Raw genomic sequence first — 23,713 nt, forward strand, 5'->3', positions numbered from 1 at the left:
CGGGCCCAGGGACTCGAATTGACGTTACGCTGTCAGGACTGCAGGGCAAGATGGCCCCATGGTGAAGTTAAATCATGAATGGGCAATCAGCGAAATTGATATGTTTCTACACGCGACTGATCAGGTCGGCTTTGACAACAGTGGCGGTGGCGTTGTTGTCTTCGGAACGCACATGCGCGGTTCGGAGACAGAAGCGTCTCAGCGTGCGCACGTCGTGGAGCAGATTCTGGATCGGGTGCTACCAGCCTGGAGAAGGGACCGGCCGGAAAAAGACAGTGAATACGACTGGCTTCGTGACCAGGCGTCGCGAGCCAAGGCCTCATTGCAACGATCCGCAGAGCTTGCTGAAAATTTAGGGGACAATGCTCCGGACATGGATGCAGCCAATTTGCACCCGTGGGCATGGGAGAACGGCAAGTCTTACTGGAACACCGGCCACTTCCACCAAGCCGTGATGCAGGCCGCGATCCGGATCAACGCCGAGACACAGGCAAAGTTGGGACGCATGGACGTGTCCGAGACGGCCCTCTTCAATGAGGCGTTCTCGTTGGACGATCCGAAGGATGGCGCGCCGCGGCTCAGACTCATGAAGGACGACGGCGGGAAAACCTACCAAAATCTTCACCGGGGCGCTCGAGCGTTCGCTGACGGGCTTTATACGGCAATCCGCAATCCCGGGATGCACATGCCGCCGCAGAGCGACGGAGGTGAAGAGCAACTTGCTCTCGAACAGTTAGCGGCGTTCAGCCTGCTGGCCCGCTGGATCGACCAGTCCGAAATCGAGAAGGTGGGACTGTCGCACGATCAGGTGACGTCTTGACCTTGTCCGCAGGGCGGCCTGGAAGGGAAATGCTGTGTCCGCTCCCTGTCCCCAATAGTTCCGTGACGACGTCGTGCGCGTGGCGCGGACCCGCGAAGAGGGCGTGACTCTGGGGGAAGGGGGGCTGCCCTACGACCAAATAGTGCCTGCTATGACTCGCTCATGGCGCTGGCCCGGCATTGGTCCGAAATGGACACCGGGTGCCGGGGCACTTTGTCCTAATGACTTTACATAAGGTCCGGTTAGCGGCGGATTATCCAGGGGGTTACGCCATCGGCGCCGTATCTGCCGCTACGCGCACAGCAGGTGAGGACCGATCAGCAGGTGTCGCTGCGCATGCGCTGGCCCTTACGCACGAGGTCCCGTTTTGCCTCAAGAACTTGTGCAGGCCGCCCCACCGGCATTCCAGTCGACTCGCGGCCTAGGCTTCACCGAGCGCGGCGGCAGCTCATGCGGCCTTGATCGCGTCGGCGATCGCGACGAGGATGTGGTCTTCGTCGCCCACACCCAGCCGCGCCTGGCCCGCCAGCTTTCCGGTGCCTGGTCCTTCTTGGGAGTATCTCCTGCCACAGGAACGGCTGACTCCAGCATGGGTGTGGCGAGAGTTTCGGTACCTGCGGGCGAAGCCTGGTCAGCCGGCCAGAGTGCGGAAATCCCCCATCCGGGGCTTGGACGCGCACGCGGGATGAAAAGCCGACGCCGAGCCACCCACCACGGCGTCGGCAAAACCACCGCACGGGACACTGCAGACGGAGAAACCAGCAAATCATTGGGATAACGACAGGCAATGTGCCTAGCCATCACCCCCTAGGGACAAGGGTCCCAGGTGTGCTTATCCTGGGCAGCGTCAACGATGTTCCGGCTCGATGCGTCTAACGGCGATTCTGCCATTTCTGCTTATTCGCCTCATAGTTGCCTTGCTGACCAGACAACATCGCGGCACTGCGATGGTCAGTACTGTTGCCGAAAAAAAAGATACGGAAGACGAGCCAGGCTACCCACAGTACAAGGAACGGGGCAATAATCGAAAAAACTAGGGGAATAACAAACAAGATTATAAGTGCAATGAGACCCGGGAAAATGATGAGGGAGGCTACGATCCCGCACCACTGAGCCCCGCGGTAGACAGGGCTGCGGTCCATGCGCCCGTCCGCTGGATTGATCCCACGGACCACCCATTTCACAAGGTTCCCGGTCCAGCGGGTGGTGCGCTTCACCGCGTTCTTCATCCGGGCACCTCGACGGGGGTGGGTCCAGTCGTGCAGGTCATGTCGGAGCCTACCCTTGCCAGAGCCCCATAGGTAGGACATATTGGGCCTCACTTCGTTCAGGTCGTCACCGACCACCGACGGTTCTGCCGGCGTGGGTCCCCACCAGCCGAGGGAAGAACCTTATGTCCTCTCCCATGTCGCGAACCGTTCCTTTCAACCTCTGGGCGTTGTTAGGTTTGATAGCCAGCCTTAGTTTTCCACCCGCAGGGCTAGTGTTCAGCATTATGGGTCTGCAACGCAGTTACTTCCTGGGAGGAAGGGGCCGTTTGATGGCACTGTTCGGAGTTTGGATTTCCGTAGGATGGATCATGATCGCTGTCTTCCTGGGGTGGGTGTTCATCTTCAACGATTCATTACCTAATTTCTAAGCCATGAGTCCCTCGAGACAGTGCATCCCGGTTATGGTTTTGCGAAATGACAGTTCGATGAGTCCCCATGGCTTTACCCTCACCAAAAAGCGCATGGCTCATGGCACTTAAAAAGCAAGGACGCCATGGTAGATGAATCGCAGAAGATAGAGAAGGGACCCCCTTCCGGCGGAACTGTTGGGCGAACCTTGCAGAGCCTTCTATCAGCCCTTGTGGGTGCGGTGATAGCTCAACTGACGGAAGATATCCTTGTTGGGATAAACGTTGCGGTTGGGATGGCTGTCGCTTTTATTATTCTCGTCATGCCAGGGCAACCACTTGCCCCAAACCGGCTAGGTCGAGAGCGGTGGGCACGTTGGCTTAGCGTCGGGTTAGTATTCCCATACATAGTGGGAAGTTGGTGGGTGGTTGAAAGTTTAGGAACAAATTTTTGGTCCATGTTCGTTCCTATCCTAATTTTTACTACCGCAGTAGCAGTCGTCAACTGGCGCACCATGAGAATTGGGCTAGGAGTTTTTGAACTCGGATTTGGTATTACGCTTTTCCTCCTCGGGCTGGCCGGTGTGCTTGGAGGGGCAAACTTTATACTTGAAGACAATCGTTCATTCGGCACAGCTTTTGTACTGCTTGGGGCGGCGATCACATTTGTAGCAATTGCCGTGCTAGTGCTGGGGAGAACGCTTGCTCTAAGGAGTCAAGCATTTTATGGATTAGGCGGGACACTGGCCGGGGTAGCCGGCGTGCTTATGGGTATAGATTTAATACGTGCAGGCAATGCGCTGTTCGGATTTACCTACTTGTTACTGGCATTTTCTATAACCCTCATCGGAATGGCAATCTTTCGGAAAAATGCGAGGATGTTTGGGACAGGGGAACTGGCTATGGGGGTCGCCGGATTGTTGTTCGGTTTCGCTGTCATTCGTGAAGGTGAATGGTTAGCTGGAGCGATATTTTTGTTGTTGGGAGTTGCGTTCTTGTTGGCGGGGACAGCTGTATTTTCCGAAAGTCAGAACTTGTTGGGCTGTGCCAGTTGCCTGTTTGGACTTGGTATATTCATTCTAGGAATAATTTCCTTTGGAATGCAGGAGAATTTGTATGGTATTGTTTTCTTGCTTGCAGGGGTTGCTGCATTTCTAGGTGCCGTTAAATACCTTATTAAGGTGAATTTAAGGGCGGATGGGGATGAAGGGGTTAGTACCCTCCGGAGAGTGGCAAAGTACCTTCGAGAGGTCGATGCTGAAAATTAGTTGCGGGCCGCCCGTCATTGGCTGGCCTCAGATCCCAACGCGACATGTAGGAGTTGAGGGGGACTGCACCACGCTCAGGTGAAGGTGTCACCGATCCCTGCATCAGTCCCAACCAAAGTCAGGCCCCCTCCAAAGGCGATCTCGCCTCTGACTTGTTTTGAATGGGAGGTGGCCAGCACTGGGGAGTCTGCAGCTTCGTAGTGTTGATGGTGGCGGTCGGCGCTGGTCCGCTTGCTTATTGCCACCCCTGGAAAGGGGTTGGCTCACTGATAGGGTGCCCGGCCGGCCGCCACCTGCCCTGGGTGTGGTTCGACAGAAGCGTGCAGGTGGATTGAAGTCAGAGTGCCCACCGAGGGAGCTTCATATCCCTACGAGTGGAAGCCGCCCGTCATGACCGTCATCGGGATCGACCCGCACAAGTCATCGCTCACCGCCGCCGCATTGGCCGCTGATGGCACCGTGAGAGCCACACGGCGTTTTGCCGTGACCAAGGGCACCGGCCCGGCCGTGCTGGCCTGGGCATCCCAGTTCGAGGACATCCTCTTCGCCGTGGAAGGCGCCAAAGGCATGGGCCGGGGCATCGCCCAGTACCTGCTCACCCAGGGCCACGAGGTGCTCGACGTTCCTCCCCCCTGTCGACGAAGGCCCGGGTGCTGCACACCGGGGGCGGGCGGAAGACCGATGCCGCCGACGCCCGGGCCGTCGGCTGGGCCGCACAGCACCATGAAGGCCTGCGGCCGGTGGCCGCCGAGGACCACGCCGAGATTCTGAACCTGCTCACCCACGCCCGCGACGGCCTCAAGGGAGAGCGGACCAGGGCGCTGAACCGTTTGCACGATCTGCTCCGGAATCTGATCCCCGGGGGTGTGCCGCGGGGTTTGACCTTGACCCGGGCGCGGGCGGCGTTGCGCGGACTGCGGGCGAGCACGGCCATCGAGCAGTGCCGCCGCGACCTGGCCCGCGATCTGGTCGGTGAGGTCGCCCGGCTGGAGAAGCTCATGGACGACTACGAGCAGAAGATCGCGGAGGAGCTTCAGGCCACCGGCAGCTCCTTAACGGAACTCCAAGGCATCGGCACGTTGCACGCCGGGAAGATCCTGGGCGAGGTCGGGGACGTACGCCGGTTCCGCTCGGCCGGCCACTTCGCCAGCTACACCGGGGTCGCGCCCTTGGACACCTCCAGTGGGGAGAACATGCGACAGCGTCTGAACCCTGGTGGCAACCGTCGACTGAATTCGGTGCTGCACGTCATGGCCGTGTGCCAGGTTCAGCACGGCGGGCCGGGCCAGGAGTACTACCTGAAGAAGATCCAAGAGGGCAAGACGCCCCGTGAGGCCCGCAGGGCCCTCAAACGCCGGCTGAGCAACGTCATCTACCGCACCATGCTCAAGGACATCGCCGCCATCCCACCGCCCCTCTCTTGACACAGAGGCCCTATCAGCGATCCGTGACCACCGGACCAACCCTCGGTGACAACACCCCCGGATCATGGATGACTGGGGTCAAATGATCATGCCGAGGACCGGCCGGTCAGCACCCCTCCATTCTGCTGGACGGACGAGCTACGAAGAAGGTAACGGAGGGCTTTGGGGCAGAGACAACGCACGACCCGGAGAGGCCCCGGCGTCGAAGCTCGACAGGGAGCAGCTATCCGCAGCATGATGGAGGAGGGTCAGATATAGAAGGGGTCTCTGTGTTCAAGACGGAAGCATCGCGGACAATCACTGGCAACTGGTTGCTCCCCGCCACTTGCGAAAAGGGCCACAAGGTCTACAAGGACCAGATGCACCCCGGCGGGCCGTATAAGTGCCCGTACTGCGGCTGGGACGTGAAGTAGCCGGTGGGAAAGTACGACGGGGTTGCAATTGAGGAACGTCGTCGTCGGTCGGCGGATGGGGCAGGCGCACGCGTCATTGGGCATCTGTTTACTGGATTAGTTTTGGTGACGAATATTGACATGGCCTAGTCGTTTCCAAGCGGTTCCGGTCAGTCGGCTCCGCATTACCGAGGAGCTGGCGCCCACCGACAAAGCTTCGTCGGGGCAACTGCGCAGCTACGTCAGGAATGTGCCCCAGATTTATGCGCACCTGCGCAGCGGCATGTCCCCGGCGCAGTTCGAGGCCACTCGTGCGGCAGGTACGGCTACCGTCGGCCGAGAGCTTTCAGACACCTATTATTACCTCTTCGCACCGGCGGGTAGGGACGGACGCATCGAAGCTGACTACGTGGATGGGGAACTTGTCGTAACAAGGGGTCGGCATCGCGTGGACATGGCTCAGCGCGAAGGTATTCCATACGTCCCTGTGCATGTCCGAGCGAGAAGCGATGAGGTGCTCGCACGAGTGACGACCGAACTGGAGTCTGGCCTGGCGAGAGATGATCCCGCTATCGTTGAGATCCAGCGTGGTCTTGATGAACGGCATCACGTCGTCGCGCCGACACGCTCTACCGAGCGTGTGACTTCGGGTGGAGGAGGAAGCGTGTCGTTCGAAGCGGGGATGTCTCGACGTAAAAGCCCGGAATTTGAGCCGCAGCCGCAGCTCGACCGCACAACGCCGGACAGGGATCGGGCTGAGCGAGCGCTCGGTGCTCTCGCAACCTCCCGGCAGGTGCAGTCCCCCGAGGCTACGCGCCAGGATCGGATTACGCGGGCTCTTGGACATACGGCTACCGAGGCCGCACGTGAGGAATCTAGAACGCCAAGCCGCGATCGCTCGTAGCGGCTTAGGCGTTTCTCAGAAGGTCCTGTCGCCCTAGGTCTACAAGAATCGGCTTCCGAGAGACTTCGTAGCAGTGCACGATTGCGGCGAACGACCCTCCAGGAGGGCTTGCAAGTTCGCTTCGCCCCAGCACGTCCGCCTGTGAGTTCTGTACGCCTGTCTGAAAAGAACGTCCGTCGCGCGCTGTGTACGAAGTGGATTGAGTCTGTCGGGCAACGACTCGTTTTCCCAGGCGGGCGCTAAAATAGTCCGTAGTATCGGGACCAGCGCCGCCCATCAGAATGTGGGTTGCGCAGTTGGCAAGAATGGTCTTACGTTCTCCATCGTCGAAGTCGCTAACCTCCTGAATTGCCAAAAGAACGCTCATTCCCGAGCTTGCGGAAGTCGCCATGAGCCGGGGGAGGTTTAGCCGGTCTTTCAGTCGTGGGGCTTCATCAAGAACCAACAATACTGGGCGGCTCGACGTGTTGAACTTTCGAAGTTGTAGGCTTAGGAACTGGGCAAGGAAAAGGCTTGATACAGCTTCTGAAAGCTTGCCGTCCGCAAGCGGTGCTGTTACGAGAACAAGCCCCGGTTCGTCATCTAACGCCTCCATACTTATGCCTCGATGGGTCGTGACCCTATTGAAACCGCTTGTGTTGAGGGGCTCCAGGTACGCAGTCAGGAACTGCACCTTGGTGTAGTATTCGTCTTCGGGTAAAAAGACGAGGTCGCTTAGGCGCGTTCTTGCTCGGGGCGGAGCCCCGTGTGCGATTAGTCGTGCGAATCTTGGGTGGTCATCAAGAAGTCTTAGTAGTGTTTCGACTGTCCAAGGAAGGTTGCTGTCATGTGCGAACTCTAAAAGTCCGCGCATCCATTTCAGATCTCGCAAGCGGAACTCTCGATTGGGGTCATTCTCTCGATCCCGTCCTACTATCGCTTCTGCCGCTGCCTCGATTGCAGAGTCTGACTCCAAGTCGGCGATCCAGTTCCAACTTGCCGATTGCGCAGGGTGTGTGTAGTCGAAGTTCGTGATTGCAATATCGGGCAAGGGCTCATACGCGGCCGCGTATGACTGAACTTTGTTCAGAAGGTCGCTGTTGCCTTTCAGATCGAGGGTGACAACCAGGTACCCCTGACCAAGCGCGGAGTATATCCACGGAGCTATGACTGATGTGGTCTTGCCGCTCTGCGTGGGTGCGTATACAACGCTGTGTCGATTTGCGATTTTTTCGGATATTCCTATTTCTTGATCAGCTTTCCACTCATCTCTAAGAAAGCCGGACTTTGGAAGGATGTATCGTCCGAGGGGGAACACCCACCTGGGAACTTCCATGTCCCCAGGGGTGGCCACGCCAGAGTAGTCGAGGAAGTCCCCTGCGTTGGCAGGAACGGCGTCCCAGGGGCCAACTAGCCCTCGCCGGGCAGCTCGCGTGCCCTGAGACGCTTGACGCTCAGCCACGCCGCGAGCTGCCGAGTTGGCCATCGTCTGACCGGCGGAGTTCGCTGCGCCGAACAACCCGCGAGTCATATCCCACCCGATTCCCATATCGCCTCCTTCAGCGGCCTCGCTCGACGATGCCAGATGACTTGAGAGTGCTGGCCATGCTGGCGATCCCCGAGGCGAGCTGGTCAACCGACTCAATTCGCACTGCTTCAGGGGCCTCATCCGAGATCTCCGCAAACTCACTCGTAGCAAGGGCGCCCAAGCCTCGTGTGATGAACCGGATGTTGTCGGCCTTCATCATTGAGACCAGTGCAAGAACCTGAAATTTAGGTGTCAGATCTCCGTCCCCGAATAGCGCCACCACCCGATCACCGGAGAACGGCGTCAGCACTCGATGGCACTCCTTGAGAGGACCGTCGAGCGCGTTACCGCCTGATGCCCTGTTGAGCGTCGACAGGATGGTGAGAGCAGACGTACCGTCAGTGGTGGGTTCGGCTAGCGCGATGACGCGAGTGTTCCAAAGCATGACTCCCACCTTGTAGTGGGCAGCCACTGCCTCCTGCACAAAGGTCTGGGCTCCCTCAGCAGCGTTGAGTATGGGTGTGCCATCCATAGACCCGGATACATCAATCATGAGCATGGCAACGCCGCCGAACCGTCTCTGCAACGTCTCGAGGTGCGGGCCGACTGGGTGCTGAGTGATCCCAAGCGCCGTGAATTGTCGGCCAGTCCAAGTCGCCATGTCAGCCTCTAATCCGAAGTAAGCCGATGCTCGACGCCAGAGATGCGGTGTCCGTTGAATCGACAACGCCCGCCACGAAAGCCTCCAGGCTGAGGCGCTTACCAGTTACCTGCTCTGTCGCTTCGAGAGAGATCCGCCCGCCGGCGGCAACTGTGAGCGTCACTCTGATTGGCGAGCCGGCTGGTAGCCCATCGAGCCCCGACAGTTCCCCATCAACGACCAGCCGATTGTGCTCAAGCTCATCCGACTGCATGGCTCCGGCTTGCTCGTATACCTGGATTCGTACCGTCTCCTGACCATCGACGATTGTCGCAAAGTCCCGGGTGACCGCGGTAGGCAGGGCCGTGTTTGCCACGATCAAGTGGTCAACGAACTGTCGTTCTCCCGCCGGGTCGAAACTGTCATCAACCATGACCCCAATTGCTCGGGGAGACACTGTAGTGACGGTTGAAGGCTGCCACGGGAGCACTCCGACGCTGAAAGCTTTTTGATTCGCCCAGCTCGCGTACTCGGTTGTGCCGACGAGCTGGTGTGCACGAATCGCCGAACCTTTGGCTACGGCAAGGTCTGGTTCGACGAGGCGAGGACGGACGCCGAGTGACCCTTCAAGTGAGTCGAGCAGGAGCGGAATCCTGCTTGACCCCCCAACCATGATGACTTCATCAAGCGCCGCAACCCCTTTGTTTTTTGCAGCCACGCGGACGCGGTCAATTATTTCCAAGGTGGTGGAGAAAAGGTCTGTGCAGGCATCAGCCAAGTCGTCACGGGTCAACGACAAAACAAGCTGTCCCGCGGGGGTTCTCACTCGAAGTTCCCGCGACATGCTCTGGCTCAGGGACTTTTTGGCCTGCTCGATGTCAACGCGAAGTTCGCCAAGGGAATTCGGGTTCTCCGAGAACGCATCGAAGGCTTCGGTAGGGATGTCCCTTTCTATGCGAGCCAGTACCAGTTCCATGAGGCGTTCGTCGATGTCGGCGCCTCCAAGACGATTGTGGCCGTCCGTGGCGAGAACCGTTACATTGCCGCTCTGCACACTGAGTACGGTGGTGTCGAATGTTCCCCCGCCAAGGTCGTAGACAAGAATTGTTCGGTCGACGCTCGTTGAAAGCCCGTAGTGCATTGCCGCCGCAACCGGCTCATCAAGCAGCTCAATGATGTCCAGCCCTGCGATACGACCCGCCTGGAAGGTCGCTTCCCGCTCTGCTGTTCCGAAATACGCAGGAACTGTCACCACCGCGCGCGGAGAGGGCGATCGAGTTGCCGCATGAACAAGTTGATGCAGGACTATCGCAGATATTGATTCAGGTGTGTGGATCTGGGAGGCAACGTGGATCGGAAAATCCGACCCCATATGTCGCTTTACGAGCGCGACGCCACTCTCGGGGTCAACAGCAGCCAGTTCCCGTGCCTCGGCTCCTACGATGGCATCAGTGCCTTGGAAATATACGACGGACGGTGTAGTCTCGTCGCCAATTGCGTTCGGGAGTACAACCACCTCTCCGGTAGAAGTGATTGTTGCTACGACTGAGTTCGTGGTACCCAGGTCAATGCCGATGACATTTGTGGTCATGGGATCTCCCAGCCGGTTTGCGAGTAGAACCAATTCTTGATGAGAACAAGTGGCTGTTCTAGGGAATCTCCCGCGGGGCCAGTGCCGAATAGCGCAAGTACAAGGACGGCTAGTGGCAATCCTGCGAGAAGCACGATGAGCGTTCGGAACAGTGTGAAACTGATGGGCGATTTCTGCTTCAACTGGTTGCCCCTCTGCTATTCAGTTCACTGGTGTACCGGCGCGAGTTCAGTAGCCAGCGAAGCGGTGCTGAAGGGTCAAGCTGGTCCGAGTTCTTGTTAGGGGCCGATGACGAGGAAGCGAAGTATCGCACCCGGGAGAACTCGCGTTCTGCAGCCACCACCATGTTGTGCTGACCACGCTCGTGCAGCCAGTTCGAGATCTCAGGGTGAGACGACGGAATCGAGATTCCTACATGCGCCAGGATGTCCGCCTTGGTCACGACGACAGCGAGTTTTTGTCCTCGTTGGCGTGTGCCAGCGGCGCGGATCCGGGACACCACCGCACCGTACAGCTCTTCCGGTTCACCTTGTGCGGGGTGCTCCTCTAGCAACTGAACGAGTCCTCGTTGCCGGAGGTCACGGCGGACGGGCGTCAGGGAGAATGGGTCTACAACGAACACCAGGCCGTGGGCGTCTCCGAGGTAGTGAAGATCATCATGCGTGCTGGCGTCGTGGAACCGCTCGCCCGCTGTATCAAAGACGTGCACGAGAGACCCCGCGAGTGCGCCGCCCACCTGGCACGAAACTGCTCGGGGCAGTGCATCACTGGTTTTTGCCGTGGTTCCAACATTGCGAATCGTTGTTCGAGCGGAGTCTGCTGCCTCTGCGGAGAGCTTGTCTGCATAGAGAAAGGCCAGCCCGCCGGTCGTGGCCCAGGCGTCCAAGTTGTCCAGCGCGGCGAATGTAAATCGGGTCTTCCCGGCGTTCACGTCACCGAAGACGGAAACTCTCAAATCACGAAGAGCTGACGAGCCCCGTGGCATGAAGGCGCCGCATCGCTGGCAACATGCGTCGAGACGCCACGCTGCGCGGACCACGGTGATCGGTAGCAGTTTTCCGCACCGGCAACGACGATGCAGTATGCCTTCGCTGGCCGAGCGGACGTCATGGTGAACTGCGCCGCATCCTGAGTGTCGGAATGCGGGGTAGGGCATAACCGCGTAGCACTCAGGACACGAGGACCGGCCACCGCGCGCTGTGCGCCATAGGTCGTCGAAGATGCGTGCGATAAGGGCGAGAATCCAGTACGTAGGTGCGGCGATCAGCAGTACAAGAGCAAACGCCACCAGGAATATGAGCGTCTGCGCGATCATGAAGGGCCAAGCTGCGAGAAGGATGAGGAACGTCATCGCCGGCAGTGGGAAGAACAGGAACCACCATGCACGCTTCGTGACGCCGACCTCGGTGTTGTAGCGATGGTGGGCGCGTCGCCAGAGGGATTTATATGCACCCCAGGAACAGTCATTCAGGGACTTCAAATCGGCGCCAAGCTGCCGGTGAATGTAGGTCGGCCATCCTGGATCTTTCCCGTTGGGGCCGTTCTGGGGAGACTCCTCCTGATACTTCTGTGGCGTGATGCAATTGGGGCGGCGCGCAAGTCCGACAACGACGGAATAGACGTGCGCGGAGACCGCAAGGACAAATCCACCGAGAACGGCCAATGAAAGGGCCACGGCCAGGTATGCCGGAATCGACTGATAGTAGAAGGTCATTGGTTGCGTCCCCGTCTCCAAGAGCCCCGTTTCTTGGACGGCTCCAGTGCGTCCTTCAGCCAACCCCACGCCTCGGGCCACGACTTTTCTGCCACAGCAGCAATCTGGTCCAGCGACTTCGTGCGCTCGGCTTCTGGTATCACCATCAGCGCTGTGACGAGGGACTCTAGGAACTCTGCACGTAGCGCTTCGGGTACCCCGGTGTCTTGAATCAAAGCAAGTGTCTGTCCGAGCTGCGCGGGCTGTGGCGAGCCAAGCTGTGTCTTGATCCAGTGATCGGTGAAGCACCGCATGGCTTGCGGTGAGAGATGCTTCAGGATCCCTGGACCAGTTAGGGCGTATCTGTCGCCTAACGCGGCAGCAGTGAGCTGAGGGAGGAAAGCCGCAACGATGTCGGCCGGTACTCGTGAGAGCGTGCTGAGCGATTTCCGAAGCAAGCGCTGGTTTGGTGCCGAAGCAGTGGTCGGACTGATGTTTCTGATCAGCGTGTCCATCGCAGTTACCGAGCGCGCGAGTCGACCGAGCTGTCCACCCGAGGCACCGAGCGCCCCACGGCGTTCCAACGCCACGACAGCACGCAGGACGCTCGGCGTCGGGATGTCGGCTCGTGCGCCGACTATCTTCAGCGCTGCTGCGAGGATGCTTGGCGCGATCTCGAACATGGGCGGCAACGTGGCGACCAACTCAAGGAGCGATTCCTCGTCCAATGCCCGCCACTCGACGAGTGCCGCTTGGTACGCAGACAACCTCGCGCTTTCCGCAAAACCAGCCAGTCGCCGCCCTGCCAAGACATCTTGCACTCGGCGCAAGCGCTGATCGGGTGAAAGTTCTTTCGTGAGGCAGGCTTCAAGTTGCCAGGAAAATTCATCTTCAGGGTCGCCGCCGACTCCCGAAAGTGCGTCGGCGAATACGGGTAGCGCTGTTGAGAAACTTTGCCGATTCCCGTTCCGTAGAAGCTCTACCAGTTGAGCGTGAATCTCGTCGGCAAGAAACGAGTCTGGCAAGTTGAATGCGGGGTAATCAAAGGATCGCGGGGACTCGATCCAGTGCGCGACAAACTCGTGGATTCGTGATGCGAGGGCGGGTGAGATGGGTGACATCTTCAGCCGGTGTCGCCTTACGACACCAAACAGCCTTCCAATTTCCCGGTCAGATCCCAAGACCATCGCCGAGGAGATGAGTGCCTGTGCTTCACTGGTGTCGGCATCGCTCAGAGGAGACCCCATCAGCCGGTTCGTGAGTGGGGCAGCCAAAGCCGATGCCTCCCTGACTTCGGCTTTGATCAGGGCAAGACGTACCTGGCTCCCGGCGAAACTGATTCTTCCGGCAGACACGAGCGCATCGACTAGGCTGATGTTTTTGGCTTTAGCGCTCTCGTCCGCGAGGAGTTTGCCTGCAACCAATGCACCGTAGTCGTCTATTGCAGTCTTGCTGGCTGTGTGGAGCCACCGCACGAGGGCGTCAGCGTCGATTGCTTCCCCGTCGGGATCTGAGATGCTCCATGCGACAACTCGTGCGTCAGCAAGCTTGTACGGGTCCGAGAGGCCAGCGGGAATCAAAGCGTCAGCGATGTCAACGGCAGAAACAACGTCGTAGGGCTCTTCGGCCCGAACAAGCAGGTCGACCCAAAACCGCGCCCGGTCTGAGGCAGGTACGGCGTCTGCTATTAGTGTCTCGTCGTCGAGTAAGAACACGCCGGGACGGCTGCCTGGGGTAAAGGGAGGAACGAGGTCAGCAGGCAGTCCGAGTATCCGGAAACGTGCCTCGTTGCGACTGTTGTTGAAGACGCGGAACGAGATGCCCAAGGCTTGCTTCATCGGAAGCAAGATTGTTGCTGCAGCAATCCACCTAAGTGCAGCTTCGGGGGATGCGCTCCGTATTAAAACCTGGGGGCCGTCCGCGTTCTCAAGTACTGTGAGAAGGCTCAGAAGGACTTCAGCGCGTTGGGGGATGGCAACAACCCACTCGGCAAGCAAGTCATTGTCCAGCGGGCCAGTGTCGAGTAAGTCGTCGAAGACGGGCGCTTCAGTAGTGGGCCAGGGCGTGTCCCGCCACACATCGGAGAGCCAAAGCTGAGCGGGCCGAATGCTGCCGTAACTTTCGGGATGGGTCGTCAAGAGGCAATCGGCGAGGTGATTTCCTGGGCGGGGGTCATTGACTCCTGCACCGAGGTAACGACTCTCGGCGGTGCCGAAGCCAACCTCCGCGGAATGTGCGAACCCCAAAGGATACTGCTCAACGGATCTCCCCTCCGCAAACCAACTCGACTGGATCGAATAGGTCAGTGAACTGACTGCCATTCTGGCTTGGGCTGGTTCCACATTGGCCGACTTTGCCTGTATTTGCAGGCCACCGCCTCCACCCAGTCCTTCTCCCGCCCGGCAGTCCGTGTACAGGAGTCTGCCGAAGTTGATGTCAGTCACACTGAATCGACCGCCCCATCTTTGGCGAGGAGCCACAGCATCGGGTCCTCGACGCGATGCGGGCGCACTCCACCGGCTGCGATCGTCGAAGTTACATAGTCGGGCTCAGCGCCAAGCGCCGAGACGCCGAAAAACCGGAAATTGCTGTAGTTGAGGTCGAGGTGCGTGTCAATTTCACCCGCTCCCCACGAGTGCAAGAGCGATCGCATGTGTTCGTGCACAGCCTGCCCATCTTGCTCGTCGTATGCTGCCTGCTCGCGCGGCGTAGCGCGGATGGGATTTCCTGGCTGGAGCGTCGGGAAGAAGGCGTCGATCTTGGTGAAAACTATGGCGATCGGAAGTTTGATCTTCTTGCCTCGTTTGAGGCCCAGCTCTGTTCGCAGGATGTCTGTGACTCGCCCGAGCACATCCATCGGATTCACGTTTTGGACAGCCACCGATGGCAACTTGATCGTGTCACGGGCTCCAGCAAGTGCGAACGGGTCAAGGGCAACAATCAGGCCGTCGCAGACCGTGAGGTATCGCAGGGTGAACGCCGACTCGATATTATTTAGATCCTCACCGGCGGTGTCCACAAAAGACAAGACGGCCGAATAGGGTGCCATGCCTCCGAAGAGCCGCTTCTTCTGTCCCTGCCACAGGAGCATCACTGGTCGACGGCGCTCACTCTCTGCCGACTGGGTATACATCGGGAGTTGTCCCTGCTTGAAAAGAGGGTTCTCCCGTTCGGCAATGTAGTCATCCAGGCGCTCAAACTTATCCGGATTATCAGCAGCGATTCGAACGGATGCGTGGAACCTCTGGCTGACGTTCTCACGGAGGCGCTTGCCCAGCGTTGTCATCAGCACGGTCTTCCCGCTGCCCTTGGAGCCGACGATGGCGATCATCGGACTATCCGAATCAATGAAGTCGGCCGGGACAGCGGTGTGACAGGTAGGACACGCCCGGCGTCGGGCGGGTCCGGCGCAAGTCGGGCACATTGCGTCTTTACCTCGATCCGGGCTCGCCTCGAAGGTGGGATACGACAGCGCGCTGCTTCCGGTCATCGCAATGCGCTTGTCGTCCTTCTCCTGAGAGCACTGCTGAGTGCCTCGGTTGGTGCATTGGTACGCAAGGCGTGCGGTATCGACTCGAGTGAAGCAGAACGGACACGCGGCGATCGGCATTACGTCTCCTTCAGGGCGTTGATGGGCGGATCAAGGAGTTCGAGACGGTCATCGGCTGCGAAGCAGCGCACCCAGTAGGGCCGTCCGATGTACTTCGGAATGCTGACTGTCTCGACGTGCTTTGTGCCGGGGCGGAGTGCGAGTTCAATTTCCGTCAGAAGCGTTGAGCCATCCTCGGATGACGGCATCACGAGTCCTTGGGTAGCCACGATTCGTAGCCGTGCTCCGGTGATCGGTGTATCCGCCTCGAAAATGAACCGCTTTGTCCGCCCACCAAGTGGGCCAAGCCGTGGGGACGACTCCACGGAGTACTGAACCTTCGAGGCCCGACTAGCCTTTACCACAACTTGTACAGGAGACGAACCGATGGCGCTGTCGCCGACAACCATGAGGGATCGGACCTCGACCACGGTATCCCCTTGGCCGAGCGGAACGTTGAAGCCCCCGTTCCGGTCGTACTCTGACAGCTTCACCTTCTCGACTCCAACGGCGTCTTTATCTGAGCCGTCGCTCTCCCAAGTCACCTCGGCGAGGGTGGATCCATCGGGCCAGATCCATGTGAGCTTGGCATAGCCCGAGAACTGCTGGACTCCCAGTCTCTTCACGGGCTCTGTGACACCTATAACTGTGGATCTTCCGACCACAATGCCGGTTCCACCGATCGAGAAAGCTACGATGTGGTGGATTTGCCCCTCTGGTACCGAGGCTTCGAGCGTGACGTCATTGCCGCGGTTTGTGATCCGTCCGGACACCTCGCAACCGAAGCCTGTGAAATCATCCGACTCGATCCAGGTTCCAGGGGGCCAAGGACTCGGCGACTTAGAACGCCGAATTCGGACGTCAGAGTTGTCAACCCTCGCCCAATTGATCGCCACGTTGGAGTCTCCACCGCTGGCAGCGGGACGTGCGCGAATGGCTTCTATTGGTCGGGCGCGAGATCGGGGTATCGCTGAGATGTCTCGTGGCTCAGAACGCAGGGGCCGGCCGTCGGGGGCCTGATACTCAGCGATAACCTCGATGGAGACTGGCTGCCCTTCCGGGAGACCGACGAGGCGCACCGAGTTGTTGATGACATCGCGGGTGGATCGCTGACCATCTGCGAGTCTTTGTGTGGCGATGAAGCGGTAGACGTGGGGATGCCCGCTCCAGCGGAATGTGACGTGATCTGGCCCGATATCGGCCTTTAGATCCACGACTGGCGGTGCGACGATGAGCGTGGTTGTGGCTGAGCGAGACGCAGGGCGCCCGGGGGCCGTTGCGAAGACGCTGTAGTAGAGCACACGGGCGACCGCAACTTGCTGGTCGCTGGCTTCGTGCGATTTGCCTGTGAAGACTCCGATGCCCTCAACAACGCTCGTGGGCGCGACGTTCTCGCCGCGTCGCACGACATAGGTCGTGTCTTCGGAATGACCAAGGTTGGGCTTCCAGTGGATGTGCGCAGTGTTTTCTTCGACACCGGCGATGGGAGCGCTCGGCGGCGCTAGCGGAATAGTAGCTAGTACCTGCTCGGCCTCGTCGGCGCTGATGGCTGCGGCGTCCCGAACACGAGACAGTGCTGTGACCTCATCGGGTATGGCGAGCAGCTCAAGAGCTTCCTTTATGAGCTGGTCGTAGCAAGCGCGGGCGGTCTCTACGCGAGCAATCAGTCGAGCCCTCTCGTCCTTGAACGTGCTCGGGAGTTCGTTCGCGGCTTGAGTCGCTTCACGGAGCCGACCTTCGGCGAGCAGAGTTTCAATGCGCGCGGGGCCAATCACGGCGTCCGACGGACCTGCTCCGCTGGTCAGCACGGCGAGAGCCGCAGCGTCAGTAGCCGTTAGTCCCACCTTGACGAGCTGCTGGCGAACGCCTGCTATGCCAAGGTTGCTGCTGCGTCGGGCGAGCTGGGCGAGATTGTGTAGAGCCAATTGGTGCAGGTGTTTGTCTTTGGCCACTGACTTGAGGAAGCGAAGCGCCTCGCGTCGTGCATCGTTCGCAGGAGACACCTGAAGCTTCTCCGCACGCACCAGTTGGGTGCCCACAGCATCGCCGTCGAGCCGCGCATCAGCTTTACTGGGCACCGAGAAGCCGCGAACGATCGAGAAGTTCTTAGCCTCGGGGTGTAGCAGGTGGACAAGAGTAAATGCTCCTGCCATTGCCATCTGGCCCTCTAGGGTGGCGTACTGGGCATCGGATATTGGAGCCTTGACTGGGAGCAGATCGCTAGGCAGAACCTCAAGCCCAGCTTGGCTTGCTGCTTGTACTGCTTGCTCGGTCCCGATCCCCAGGGTGGTCGCGCAGCCGTCAAGGTAGCTCTGAGTGAGATAGCCGAACACCCCATGACTTTCCTTGAGGAGTTCGGCGAGCTGGGTGACGGCCTGGCTTGCGGCCTTTTGCTGCTTTGCGGCTTGTTCTTCCCACCACTTGGCGGACAGCATCCGGTCGCCATGGGTGGACTTCAAGTCATGGTCGGCACCGATGCACAGCTTGGCAAACTTGGCTGTCAGAGACCCGGCCTGCTGAGAAGACCACGAAGCCCGTACTGCGCGCACCGTCGAAGCGATGTCCGCGTCAGTCGTAGGAAGTGAGATCGCGTAGCGCTCCAGCAGATCGTCTGGAAGGGATGTGAGCTTCAGACGCGCCTTGGGTAGTAAATACGCCTCACGATACCTGGCTGGGTCGAAGGCCATCCCTACATGCTCACCGTTATGCCGTTGAAAGTCGCCTTGGCCTGCTCGACTTCAGCCTCGCTAAGCAGCGAGATGCGTGCCTTCACCTCAAGGTCTTTGCCGCTGGTGGGCTCGACCGCGCGAAGTGTGACATGTCCTTCGTCGGAGACATGGAAATAGAGGTGGATTGGTGATCCTGCGGGCAGGTTGTACGAGGAGAGCCCCGTAATTTCGCCCGCTGAGAGGTAGCGATTCGATGAAAGCTCTCTGCTGGGTTCAGGGCTCGCCTGCTCGTAGATGGCAATGCGAATTACCTCTTGTTGATCCGCGATAGTACCGGCGGTGAAGACCTCATCGAGAGCGGCGGCGTCATAGGGGAGTTCCGCTTGTGCAGAGATCGTGTGCTCCACGTACGTGGGAACCGGGTCCATCTCGCGCCAGCCCGGCACGGTCTTGTCGGCAAGCTCCACCCCGATGGCCATCGGGAGTCGGTTTCGGGTGCTGGCTTTCTTGGCGATGCCCAAGAGGCGATCGGCGTCGATCCCCACCTGCGCTGCGACCTCTTCGGCCGCAGCCTCAACCTCGGCTTCCGTCGAAAGGTCGCCTGCCGAGGTAGCGGTACCAGATGCATCTGCCTCGGCGGGCTGCTTAGCGGAGTTCTTGTCGACAAATTCTCGCACCAAAGCACCTGCTGCATACAGGGCAGCCCCCTTGGCGACGGCAAGGTGGGGATCGGAGAGCCTGGGGTTCCACCCGAACTCACGCTGCAGCGTTGCGGCAATGACTGGCATGAGGCTGGCGCCACCGACGAGGATGACATCATCGATCTTGGATGAGATCCCCGGTGACTCGCCTTCAGCATCCTCAAGCGCTTTCCTCGTGATGTCCACGGTCGCCTGAACCAGGTGAGCTGTCCGCTCCTCGAGCTCCGCGCGAGTCACCGTAACCTTCGCTGTGCCGCCTTCGGCGCGCAGCAAAATCGGACGCGACTCGGACTGGCTGAGGCGCTTCTTGACTTCCTCGGCCTGCTTCCAAAGGTCCTGAACAAAGTGAGCGTCTTCGAGGATCGAGTCACTGCCCAGTTGTTCTGTCGCGCTCTGCGAGAGGTGCTCGAACAGAACAGCGTCCCAGTCGGCCCCACCCAGCTTGTGGTCGCCCCTCACCGCAACGGTGTCGACCGAATCATCCGTAAGCTGAATCACGGTGACATCAAAGGTGCCGCCGCCGAGGTCATACACCAGCAAAGTGCGCTCACCTGGCTCAGTAGCAACACCGTAGGCAATAGCTGCGGCGACAGGCTCGGGCACGATCCCTACGACATCCAGACCTGCGATTTCGCCCGCTTGTCTCGTTGCAGTCTTCTCTAGGGTTCCAAAGTATGCAGGGACTGTGATGACGACTTTGTCAACTTTTCGACCCGTCTCCATCTCCGCATCCTGGGCCAGCGCCTTGAGGATGAAAGCGGAAATAGCCGGTGCGCTGTAAGTCTTACCGAAAAACTCTCTAGAGAAGTCGGCGTTACCCATCTCACGTTTCACCAGCGATACCACCTGGTTGGGGTAGAGCTCAGCGGACTCCTTGGCGGTCGAACCAACCACAGTGTTGGTCTCGCTCTCGAACAGCACGACTGATGGCGTCGTATCTGTGCCCTGCAGCGCGCTGTGTACAACGATTGGCTTGCCGCTCTCATCGATATAGGCGATGGCGGAGTACGTCGTCCCCAGGTCGATGCCAAATACGCCTGATTTGCTCTCGGTCACTCAGCTACTCCGTTCGGGTATGGCGTGGGTGGTACCTCAGCGCTTGCTATGGCCGGTTGCTTTTCCGCGGTGTTTGCGGTCGGGTTAGCGTCCGGCTCTGCTACCTCTGGCTCATAGACAAAGACGACGACCTCGGCGTGAGACAGAATCGAGCCAGTCTCGCTGTCAACGTAGCTTCCGCGTCGAACCTCAGCGATCTTGCTGGCGTAACCTGCTTCCGGGGTACCCGTCTTGCCGATCGTCCTGTGCCGTCTCGCGTCAAAGTCGCTCCCGAGTTCGGGAACGTCGATGCGCACTCCGTGGTCATCAAGCATCAACTCAACCGAGTCCGCGAAGCTCTGGAGCAGGTTTGCGGCTCTGCGAGCATCGAAGTTTTCAGGGAGAGACTCGGCTTGACGGACGAGATCATCGTGAAGGCGAGCCGTCGCCGTCAGTATCGGCCGCAGCAGAGAGCGACGCTCGCCTCGCCTCAGCGACTCAACTTCCGTGTGGAGAGAGTCAATTACTCTCTCACGATGCGATGCTCGTTCATGATGCTTCCGCAGCTCATCGGTGAGCCGATCGATGGACGCTGCGAACGCTGGTGCGGCGGGCTCAGGCGCGCTCTGAAGACGTTCTTCCTCGATCTCAGGAACCGCTGGTTCAGTTTCAGCGGCCTTCTCGCCCTCCCAGGGCAGGACCACCGCCGGCTCAAGGTTGGGTTCGAGTAGCGGCTCCGCTGTCGCCCCGCTGCTCGGCTCGAACTCTGACGTTGGCACGTCAAACTCCTGGTGTGGCATGACTGGTTGATCCGACACCGGACGTCCTCCCCACTTCATTCCCCCACGGATTTAGCAGAAACGTACCAGTCCTTGGGGTTTACGATGGTACACCACGCATAGTCCACCTCTTTTGGGGGCGTAGCGACGGCCGTTGGCCCTATTCCGTATCGACGTGGGCGCCGGTGACCGACTCGGTGGTGTGCTCCCCGGCTTGCGGGAGGAGTTCGAGGAGCCGGTGCAGGTCCACCGTGTAGTTGTGCGCGGTGGCCGCGGACAGTCGCCGGATCAGCACCTTGTTCCGGCAGGTCTCCAGGTAGCGCTCCACCGCCTCGACCAGCGGGATCTCGGTTGGGGTCGGCGGCAGAGCCATTGCAAGGAGTCTAGGAAACCCGGGGCAGTCCCGGTGTGCATCCCCAACGGTGGATCACCGTGCCCCACTCCCCAGGCGGGTGGTGCGGTTACCGCTGGCATCTACTGCCCGTCCCGGGGCATGTTCGGCGGCTCTTCAGAATCGGGAGTGTAGTTGGGGTGTTCAGGGTGGCTGGCAAGCACAACCAGACCCGCTTGGATCGGGCGTTCTCCAGGCTCCGGCGAGCCGCCGACGAGTTCGACCGGCCACAGGTCTACGGACCGGCGACCGTCCAGGACGTATCGCTCGAGGTCCCGCACTGGGTCACCACCGCCGCGGTGAGGAGGGCTACTGGCCCGGTTCGTTCTCGGTCCAGCTGGTCGACCTCCACAGTTCCGGGACGACCATCGACGAGGACCGCAAGACGATCGATGAGTAGTAGCCGGACGTGGCCACGGCCGTCGAGCGTTGACCCCCAATTCCCGTAACCGGGTGGTGGCACGGTAGCGCTGCGCAGCGTCACCCTTCTTCGTGTGCAGATGCACATATAGACTCAGCTGCAACGAGCCTAAGGAGAGAACTGTGGGGGTTGAAGACGAACTGCTGGCCAGAATCCGCACCTGGGACGAAAATGCTGACCGTGAGTCAAGACAGCGGGCAACCAAGCAAGCAGCCCGTACCGCTGCCGTGCAGCGCGCAATCCAGAATGTCCGAAAGATCGCCGTAGAAGCCAGTCATGTACTGATCGACGCCGGCGTCGAGCCCCACAACTTTTACAAATATAATCCACCGCTGGAAGGTAACTTCCCCGTGTTCCCCAAAGGCACGAAAAAAGATTACTGTAGCCGCGGCTGGGAAGTGGTCCCCGGAGTTGCAGTTGACCTCATGGGCTGGATGTGGAAAGTCGACCATGTGGGTAACAAAAAGTATCCGCCCGGAGACATGGAGCTCATGGTGTTGGGAGAGAGGTTGCTCGATAGGTTGCCGGACCGCGTGGAGCTGGACGACACCGGGTTGTATATGGAGCACATGGATATAAACGGCTTTGAGACACGCATCGACTTCGTCGAGCGACTCAAGGACGGGTACGCCGGGCGGCTGCATCACCAGCGGAAGCAGGGGAAATAACCAATGTCATCGCGCGACGATCCTCGCACGTATTGCGCGGTGAAAGGCTGGTGTCGTGGTGGGAGCTAGTTAGTTTTCCCCGATACGTTCCGAGTCGGACCTGCTTATTGGCCTGACCAAGGAGCTGGAGGGGCAACGCCCTCCATTCTTCCTTTCGAGGACGGCTGGATCCGGCACCCCCCATACTGAAGGCCTTGGCCTCTACCCGGATTCCATGACACGCCCCGGAAAACTACTCGCCTATGATCGCTTGTGAAAAGACAGATCCTCACAGTCACTGGATTTGTTCATACCTAAGACACATCGGGCCCGGGGATTGTGCTAGCTATCGGTATCTTGAAACTTTCAAAATTTAGGAGTGGTGAAATGTGAGCGACTTTGATGACCTGGTTAAGCGCAAGCAGACCGAAATGTCTGATGCGGCTCGGCAGGTTCGGGAGAATGAAGCTGCCAGAGTTCGGTGGGTCAAGTCCCAGATGCCCATCGCCAAGGCTAGATTGCGCCAGATCGGCATGAAGGCATTTGCTGCATTGCGTGCTGCTAGTGTTCCCATAAGTTTTCGGTACTCGGAACCAAAATATAGAGGAATCCTTAATAAACTGGAACTGTTCCAGCCGGAGCAGAAGTACTATAACTTGACCAGTGTGGAAATTTGGGGAGAAGGTTACTTGTTAGCGCCGGGCATGACAAACGCTCGTCCCAAAGAAAAACCTGTGGACTACGAGCACTTATTCGATGAAATGCTGTTTAATGTTTTGAGCGGCGCTTATGTTTACTGGGGATATGGGCTGACCAAAGTGTCGTGGGTTGATAGTGATTTCGTCGCGGAATGGTCCACTGGGTCGTATGACGACGTAGAATACTTCCGTGGTAAGTTCGTTGAATATTTGGCCAACAAAGTCGCTGACACAATAAGTCAAAAAGGCCTGCATCGGTAATTCCACTATGGATTCATCCGGAACCAACTGCCGCACCATCGGCGACATTCGATCTGACTGGCCCGCTGGGCGGGCACGGTCGAGGTGCAATGGTGCTGCTGTGCAGGCTCTGGTCAGTTCGTGCACACCGGTTACAGGGGCGAGTGGTGTCCTCTGATCGGGAAATGCGTAATTCGGATTTACGGTGTTCGCAGGTCATAGGGGCAGTCGGCGTTTCAGGGGAAGTCCACGAGGGTCGTTACGAAATCGCGCCGGGTGAGGATCGTCGCCGGCGAGAAGTCCTTCGATCACTGCTGAGGGGTCCTCCGTCCTAGACACTGGCCAGGAAGGTCTCCGAATGGGGGGCTTGCCCACCCAATGGAACGAACAGCACGTTGTGGCCGTCATGGTCCATGCGACTGTCCTCAGGCCGCGGACATCGGTTGCGGTCCTTGCACACAGATTGCGTGCAGCGCAATCATCGCCGGAGAAGTCCAGGCCAGAAGCCGAATGGACATGGTGGTTCAGACGCCATTCGCGTCACGCACGGCACGTCGCCCTGCGGCGGTCTGAGCAGGATAAGCGCAGGTCAGGAGTCGGTTGGGGGAGCATTCGAGCTGTTACCCGGAACCTCACGATGTGCAAAAGCCGTGAATAGAGTTGTTGCTAACTTTACATAAGAACAC

General features: G+C 59.1%; 16 protein-coding genes. 5 read left to right on the top strand and 11 right to left on the bottom strand.

Annotation, left to right across the window (positions count from 1 at the left end; all coding sequences use genetic code 11):
• Positions 1–58: 58 nt before the first annotated feature.
• On the top strand, positions 59–820 hold the full coding sequence (locus E7Z53_RS18325; protein WP_176338541.1) for a TIGR02391 family protein: 762 nt from the start codon (positions 59–61) through the stop codon (positions 818–820).
• Positions 821–1,692: 872 nt separating this feature from the next.
• Here the strand turns inward: E7Z53_RS18325 and E7Z53_RS18330 are convergent.
• Positions 1,693–2,049, bottom strand: a complete 357-nt coding sequence (locus E7Z53_RS18330; protein WP_176338542.1) for a hypothetical protein — start codon at positions 2,047–2,049, stop codon at positions 1,693–1,695.
• Between the two features lie 535 nt (positions 2,050–2,584).
• On the opposite strand from E7Z53_RS18330, the gene E7Z53_RS18335 reads away from it, so the two are divergent.
• Both E7Z53_RS18335 and E7Z53_RS18340 read left to right on the top strand, forming a co-directional pair.
• Positions 2,585–3,706, top strand: coding sequence for a hypothetical protein (locus E7Z53_RS18335; RefSeq protein WP_176338543.1), 1,122 nt, complete (start codon positions 2,585–2,587; stop codon positions 3,704–3,706).
• A 650-nt stretch (positions 3,707–4,356) separates the two neighbouring features.
• Positions 4,357–5,130 (top strand): transposase, encoded by a 774-nt coding sequence (locus tag E7Z53_RS18340; protein ID WP_217905950.1) that lies wholly within the window; start codon positions 4,357–4,359, stop codon positions 5,128–5,130.
• Between the two features lie 1,300 nt (positions 5,131–6,430).
• On the opposite strand, the gene E7Z53_RS20930 is transcribed toward E7Z53_RS18340, so the two are convergent.
• The 10 genes from E7Z53_RS20930 to E7Z53_RS18390 form a co-directional block, all read right to left on the bottom strand.
• On the bottom strand, positions 6,431–7,759 hold the full coding sequence (locus E7Z53_RS20930; RefSeq protein WP_176338544.1) for a type IV secretory system conjugative DNA transfer family protein: 1,329 nt from the start codon (positions 7,757–7,759) through the stop codon (positions 6,431–6,433).
• Positions 7,760–7,964: 205 nt separating this feature from the next.
• Entirely contained in the window at positions 7,965–8,594 is a 630-nt protein-coding gene (locus tag E7Z53_RS18350; RefSeq protein WP_176338545.1) for a vWA domain-containing protein, read from the bottom strand.
• Between the two features lies 1 nt (position 8,595).
• Positions 8,596–10,164: an Hsp70 family protein gene (locus E7Z53_RS18355; RefSeq protein WP_176338546.1), complete on the bottom strand. Its 1,569-nt coding sequence runs from the start codon at positions 10,162–10,164 to the stop codon at positions 8,596–8,598.
• Positions 10,165–10,342: 178 nt separating this feature from the next.
• Positions 10,343–11,878, bottom strand: coding sequence for a TRAFAC clade GTPase domain-containing protein (locus tag E7Z53_RS18360; RefSeq protein WP_176338547.1), 1,536 nt, complete (start codon positions 11,876–11,878; stop codon positions 10,343–10,345).
• Entirely contained in the window at positions 11,875–14,301 is a 2,427-nt protein-coding gene (locus tag E7Z53_RS18365; RefSeq protein WP_176338548.1) for a GAP1-N2 domain-containing protein, read from the bottom strand. Before E7Z53_RS18365 ends, E7Z53_RS18360 begins: the two co-directional genes overlap by 4 nt.
• Positions 14,298–15,188, bottom strand: a complete 891-nt coding sequence (locus E7Z53_RS18370; protein WP_176338549.1) for a zinc ribbon domain-containing protein — start codon at positions 15,186–15,188, stop codon at positions 14,298–14,300. The genes E7Z53_RS18365 and E7Z53_RS18370 overlap by 4 nt, the downstream gene beginning before the upstream one ends.
• 278 nt (positions 15,189–15,466) lie before the next feature.
• Entirely contained in the window at positions 15,467–18,133 is a 2,667-nt protein-coding gene (locus E7Z53_RS18375; RefSeq protein WP_176338550.1) for a hypothetical protein, read from the bottom strand.
• A gap of 2 nt (positions 18,134–18,135) precedes the next feature.
• On the bottom strand, positions 18,136–19,872 hold the full coding sequence (locus E7Z53_RS18380; protein ID WP_176338551.1) for an Hsp70 family protein: 1,737 nt from the start codon (positions 19,870–19,872) through the stop codon (positions 18,136–18,138).
• The gene (locus tag E7Z53_RS18385) at positions 19,869–20,651 is read right to left on the bottom strand and encodes a hypothetical protein (protein WP_176338552.1); all 783 of its coding nucleotides are present in this window, start codon (positions 20,649–20,651) and stop codon (positions 19,869–19,871) included. The genes E7Z53_RS18380 and E7Z53_RS18385 overlap by 4 nt, the downstream gene beginning before the upstream one ends.
• A gap of 139 nt (positions 20,652–20,790) precedes the next feature.
• Positions 20,791–21,003 (bottom strand): hypothetical protein, encoded by a 213-nt coding sequence (locus tag E7Z53_RS18390; protein ID WP_176338553.1) that lies wholly within the window; start codon positions 21,001–21,003, stop codon positions 20,791–20,793.
• Between the two features lie 561 nt (positions 21,004–21,564).
• Here E7Z53_RS18390 and E7Z53_RS18395 point away from each other — a divergent pair.
• Both E7Z53_RS18395 and E7Z53_RS18400 read left to right on the top strand, forming a co-directional pair.
• Positions 21,565–22,110 carry a hypothetical protein gene (locus E7Z53_RS18395; RefSeq protein ID WP_176338554.1) on the top strand — a complete coding sequence of 182 codons (546 nt, stop codon included), beginning with the start codon at positions 21,565–21,567 and terminating at the stop codon, positions 22,108–22,110.
• Positions 22,111–22,478: 368 nt separating this feature from the next.
• Entirely contained in the window at positions 22,479–23,048 is a 570-nt protein-coding gene (locus E7Z53_RS18400) for a hypothetical protein (protein ID WP_176338555.1), read from the top strand.
• Positions 23,049–23,713 lie beyond the last annotated feature (665 nt).

The sequence above is a fragment of the Kocuria salina genome (assembly GCF_013368965.1).
GTDB lineage: Bacteria > Actinomycetota > Actinomycetes > Actinomycetales > Micrococcaceae > Kocuria > Kocuria rosea.

Coding starts and splice junctions, on each gene's coding strand:
- E7Z53_RS18360 (WP_176338547.1), bottom strand. CDS start 11,878: ATGACCTTCTACTATCAGTCGATTCCGGCATACCTGGCCGTGGCCCTT.
- E7Z53_RS18385 (WP_176338552.1), bottom strand. CDS start 20,651: ATGCCACACCAGGAGTTTGACGTGCCAACGTCAGAGTTCGAGCCGAGC.
- E7Z53_RS18370 (WP_176338549.1), bottom strand. CDS start 15,188: ATGATCGCCATCGTCGGCTCCAAGGGCAGCGGGAAGACCGTGCTGATG.
- E7Z53_RS18335 (WP_176338543.1), top strand. CDS start 2,585: ATGGTAGATGAATCGCAGAAGATAGAGAAGGGACCCCCTTCCGGCGGA.
- E7Z53_RS18355 (WP_176338546.1), bottom strand. CDS start 10,164: ATGACCACAAATGTCATCGGCATTGACCTGGGTACCACGAACTCAGTC.
- E7Z53_RS18350 (WP_176338545.1), bottom strand. CDS start 8,594: ATGGCGACTTGGACTGGCCGACAATTCACGGCGCTTGGGATCACTCAG.
- E7Z53_RS18375 (WP_176338550.1), bottom strand. CDS start 18,133: ATGGCCTTCGACCCAGCCAGGTATCGTGAGGCGTATTTACTACCCAAG.
- E7Z53_RS18330 (WP_176338542.1), bottom strand. CDS start 2,049: ATGAAGAACGCGGTGAAGCGCACCACCCGCTGGACCGGGAACCTTGTG.
- E7Z53_RS18325 (WP_176338541.1), top strand. CDS start 59: ATGGTGAAGTTAAATCATGAATGGGCAATCAGCGAAATTGATATGTTT.
- E7Z53_RS18390 (WP_176338553.1), bottom strand. CDS start 21,003: ATGGCTCTGCCGCCGACCCCAACCGAGATCCCGCTGGTCGAGGCGGTG.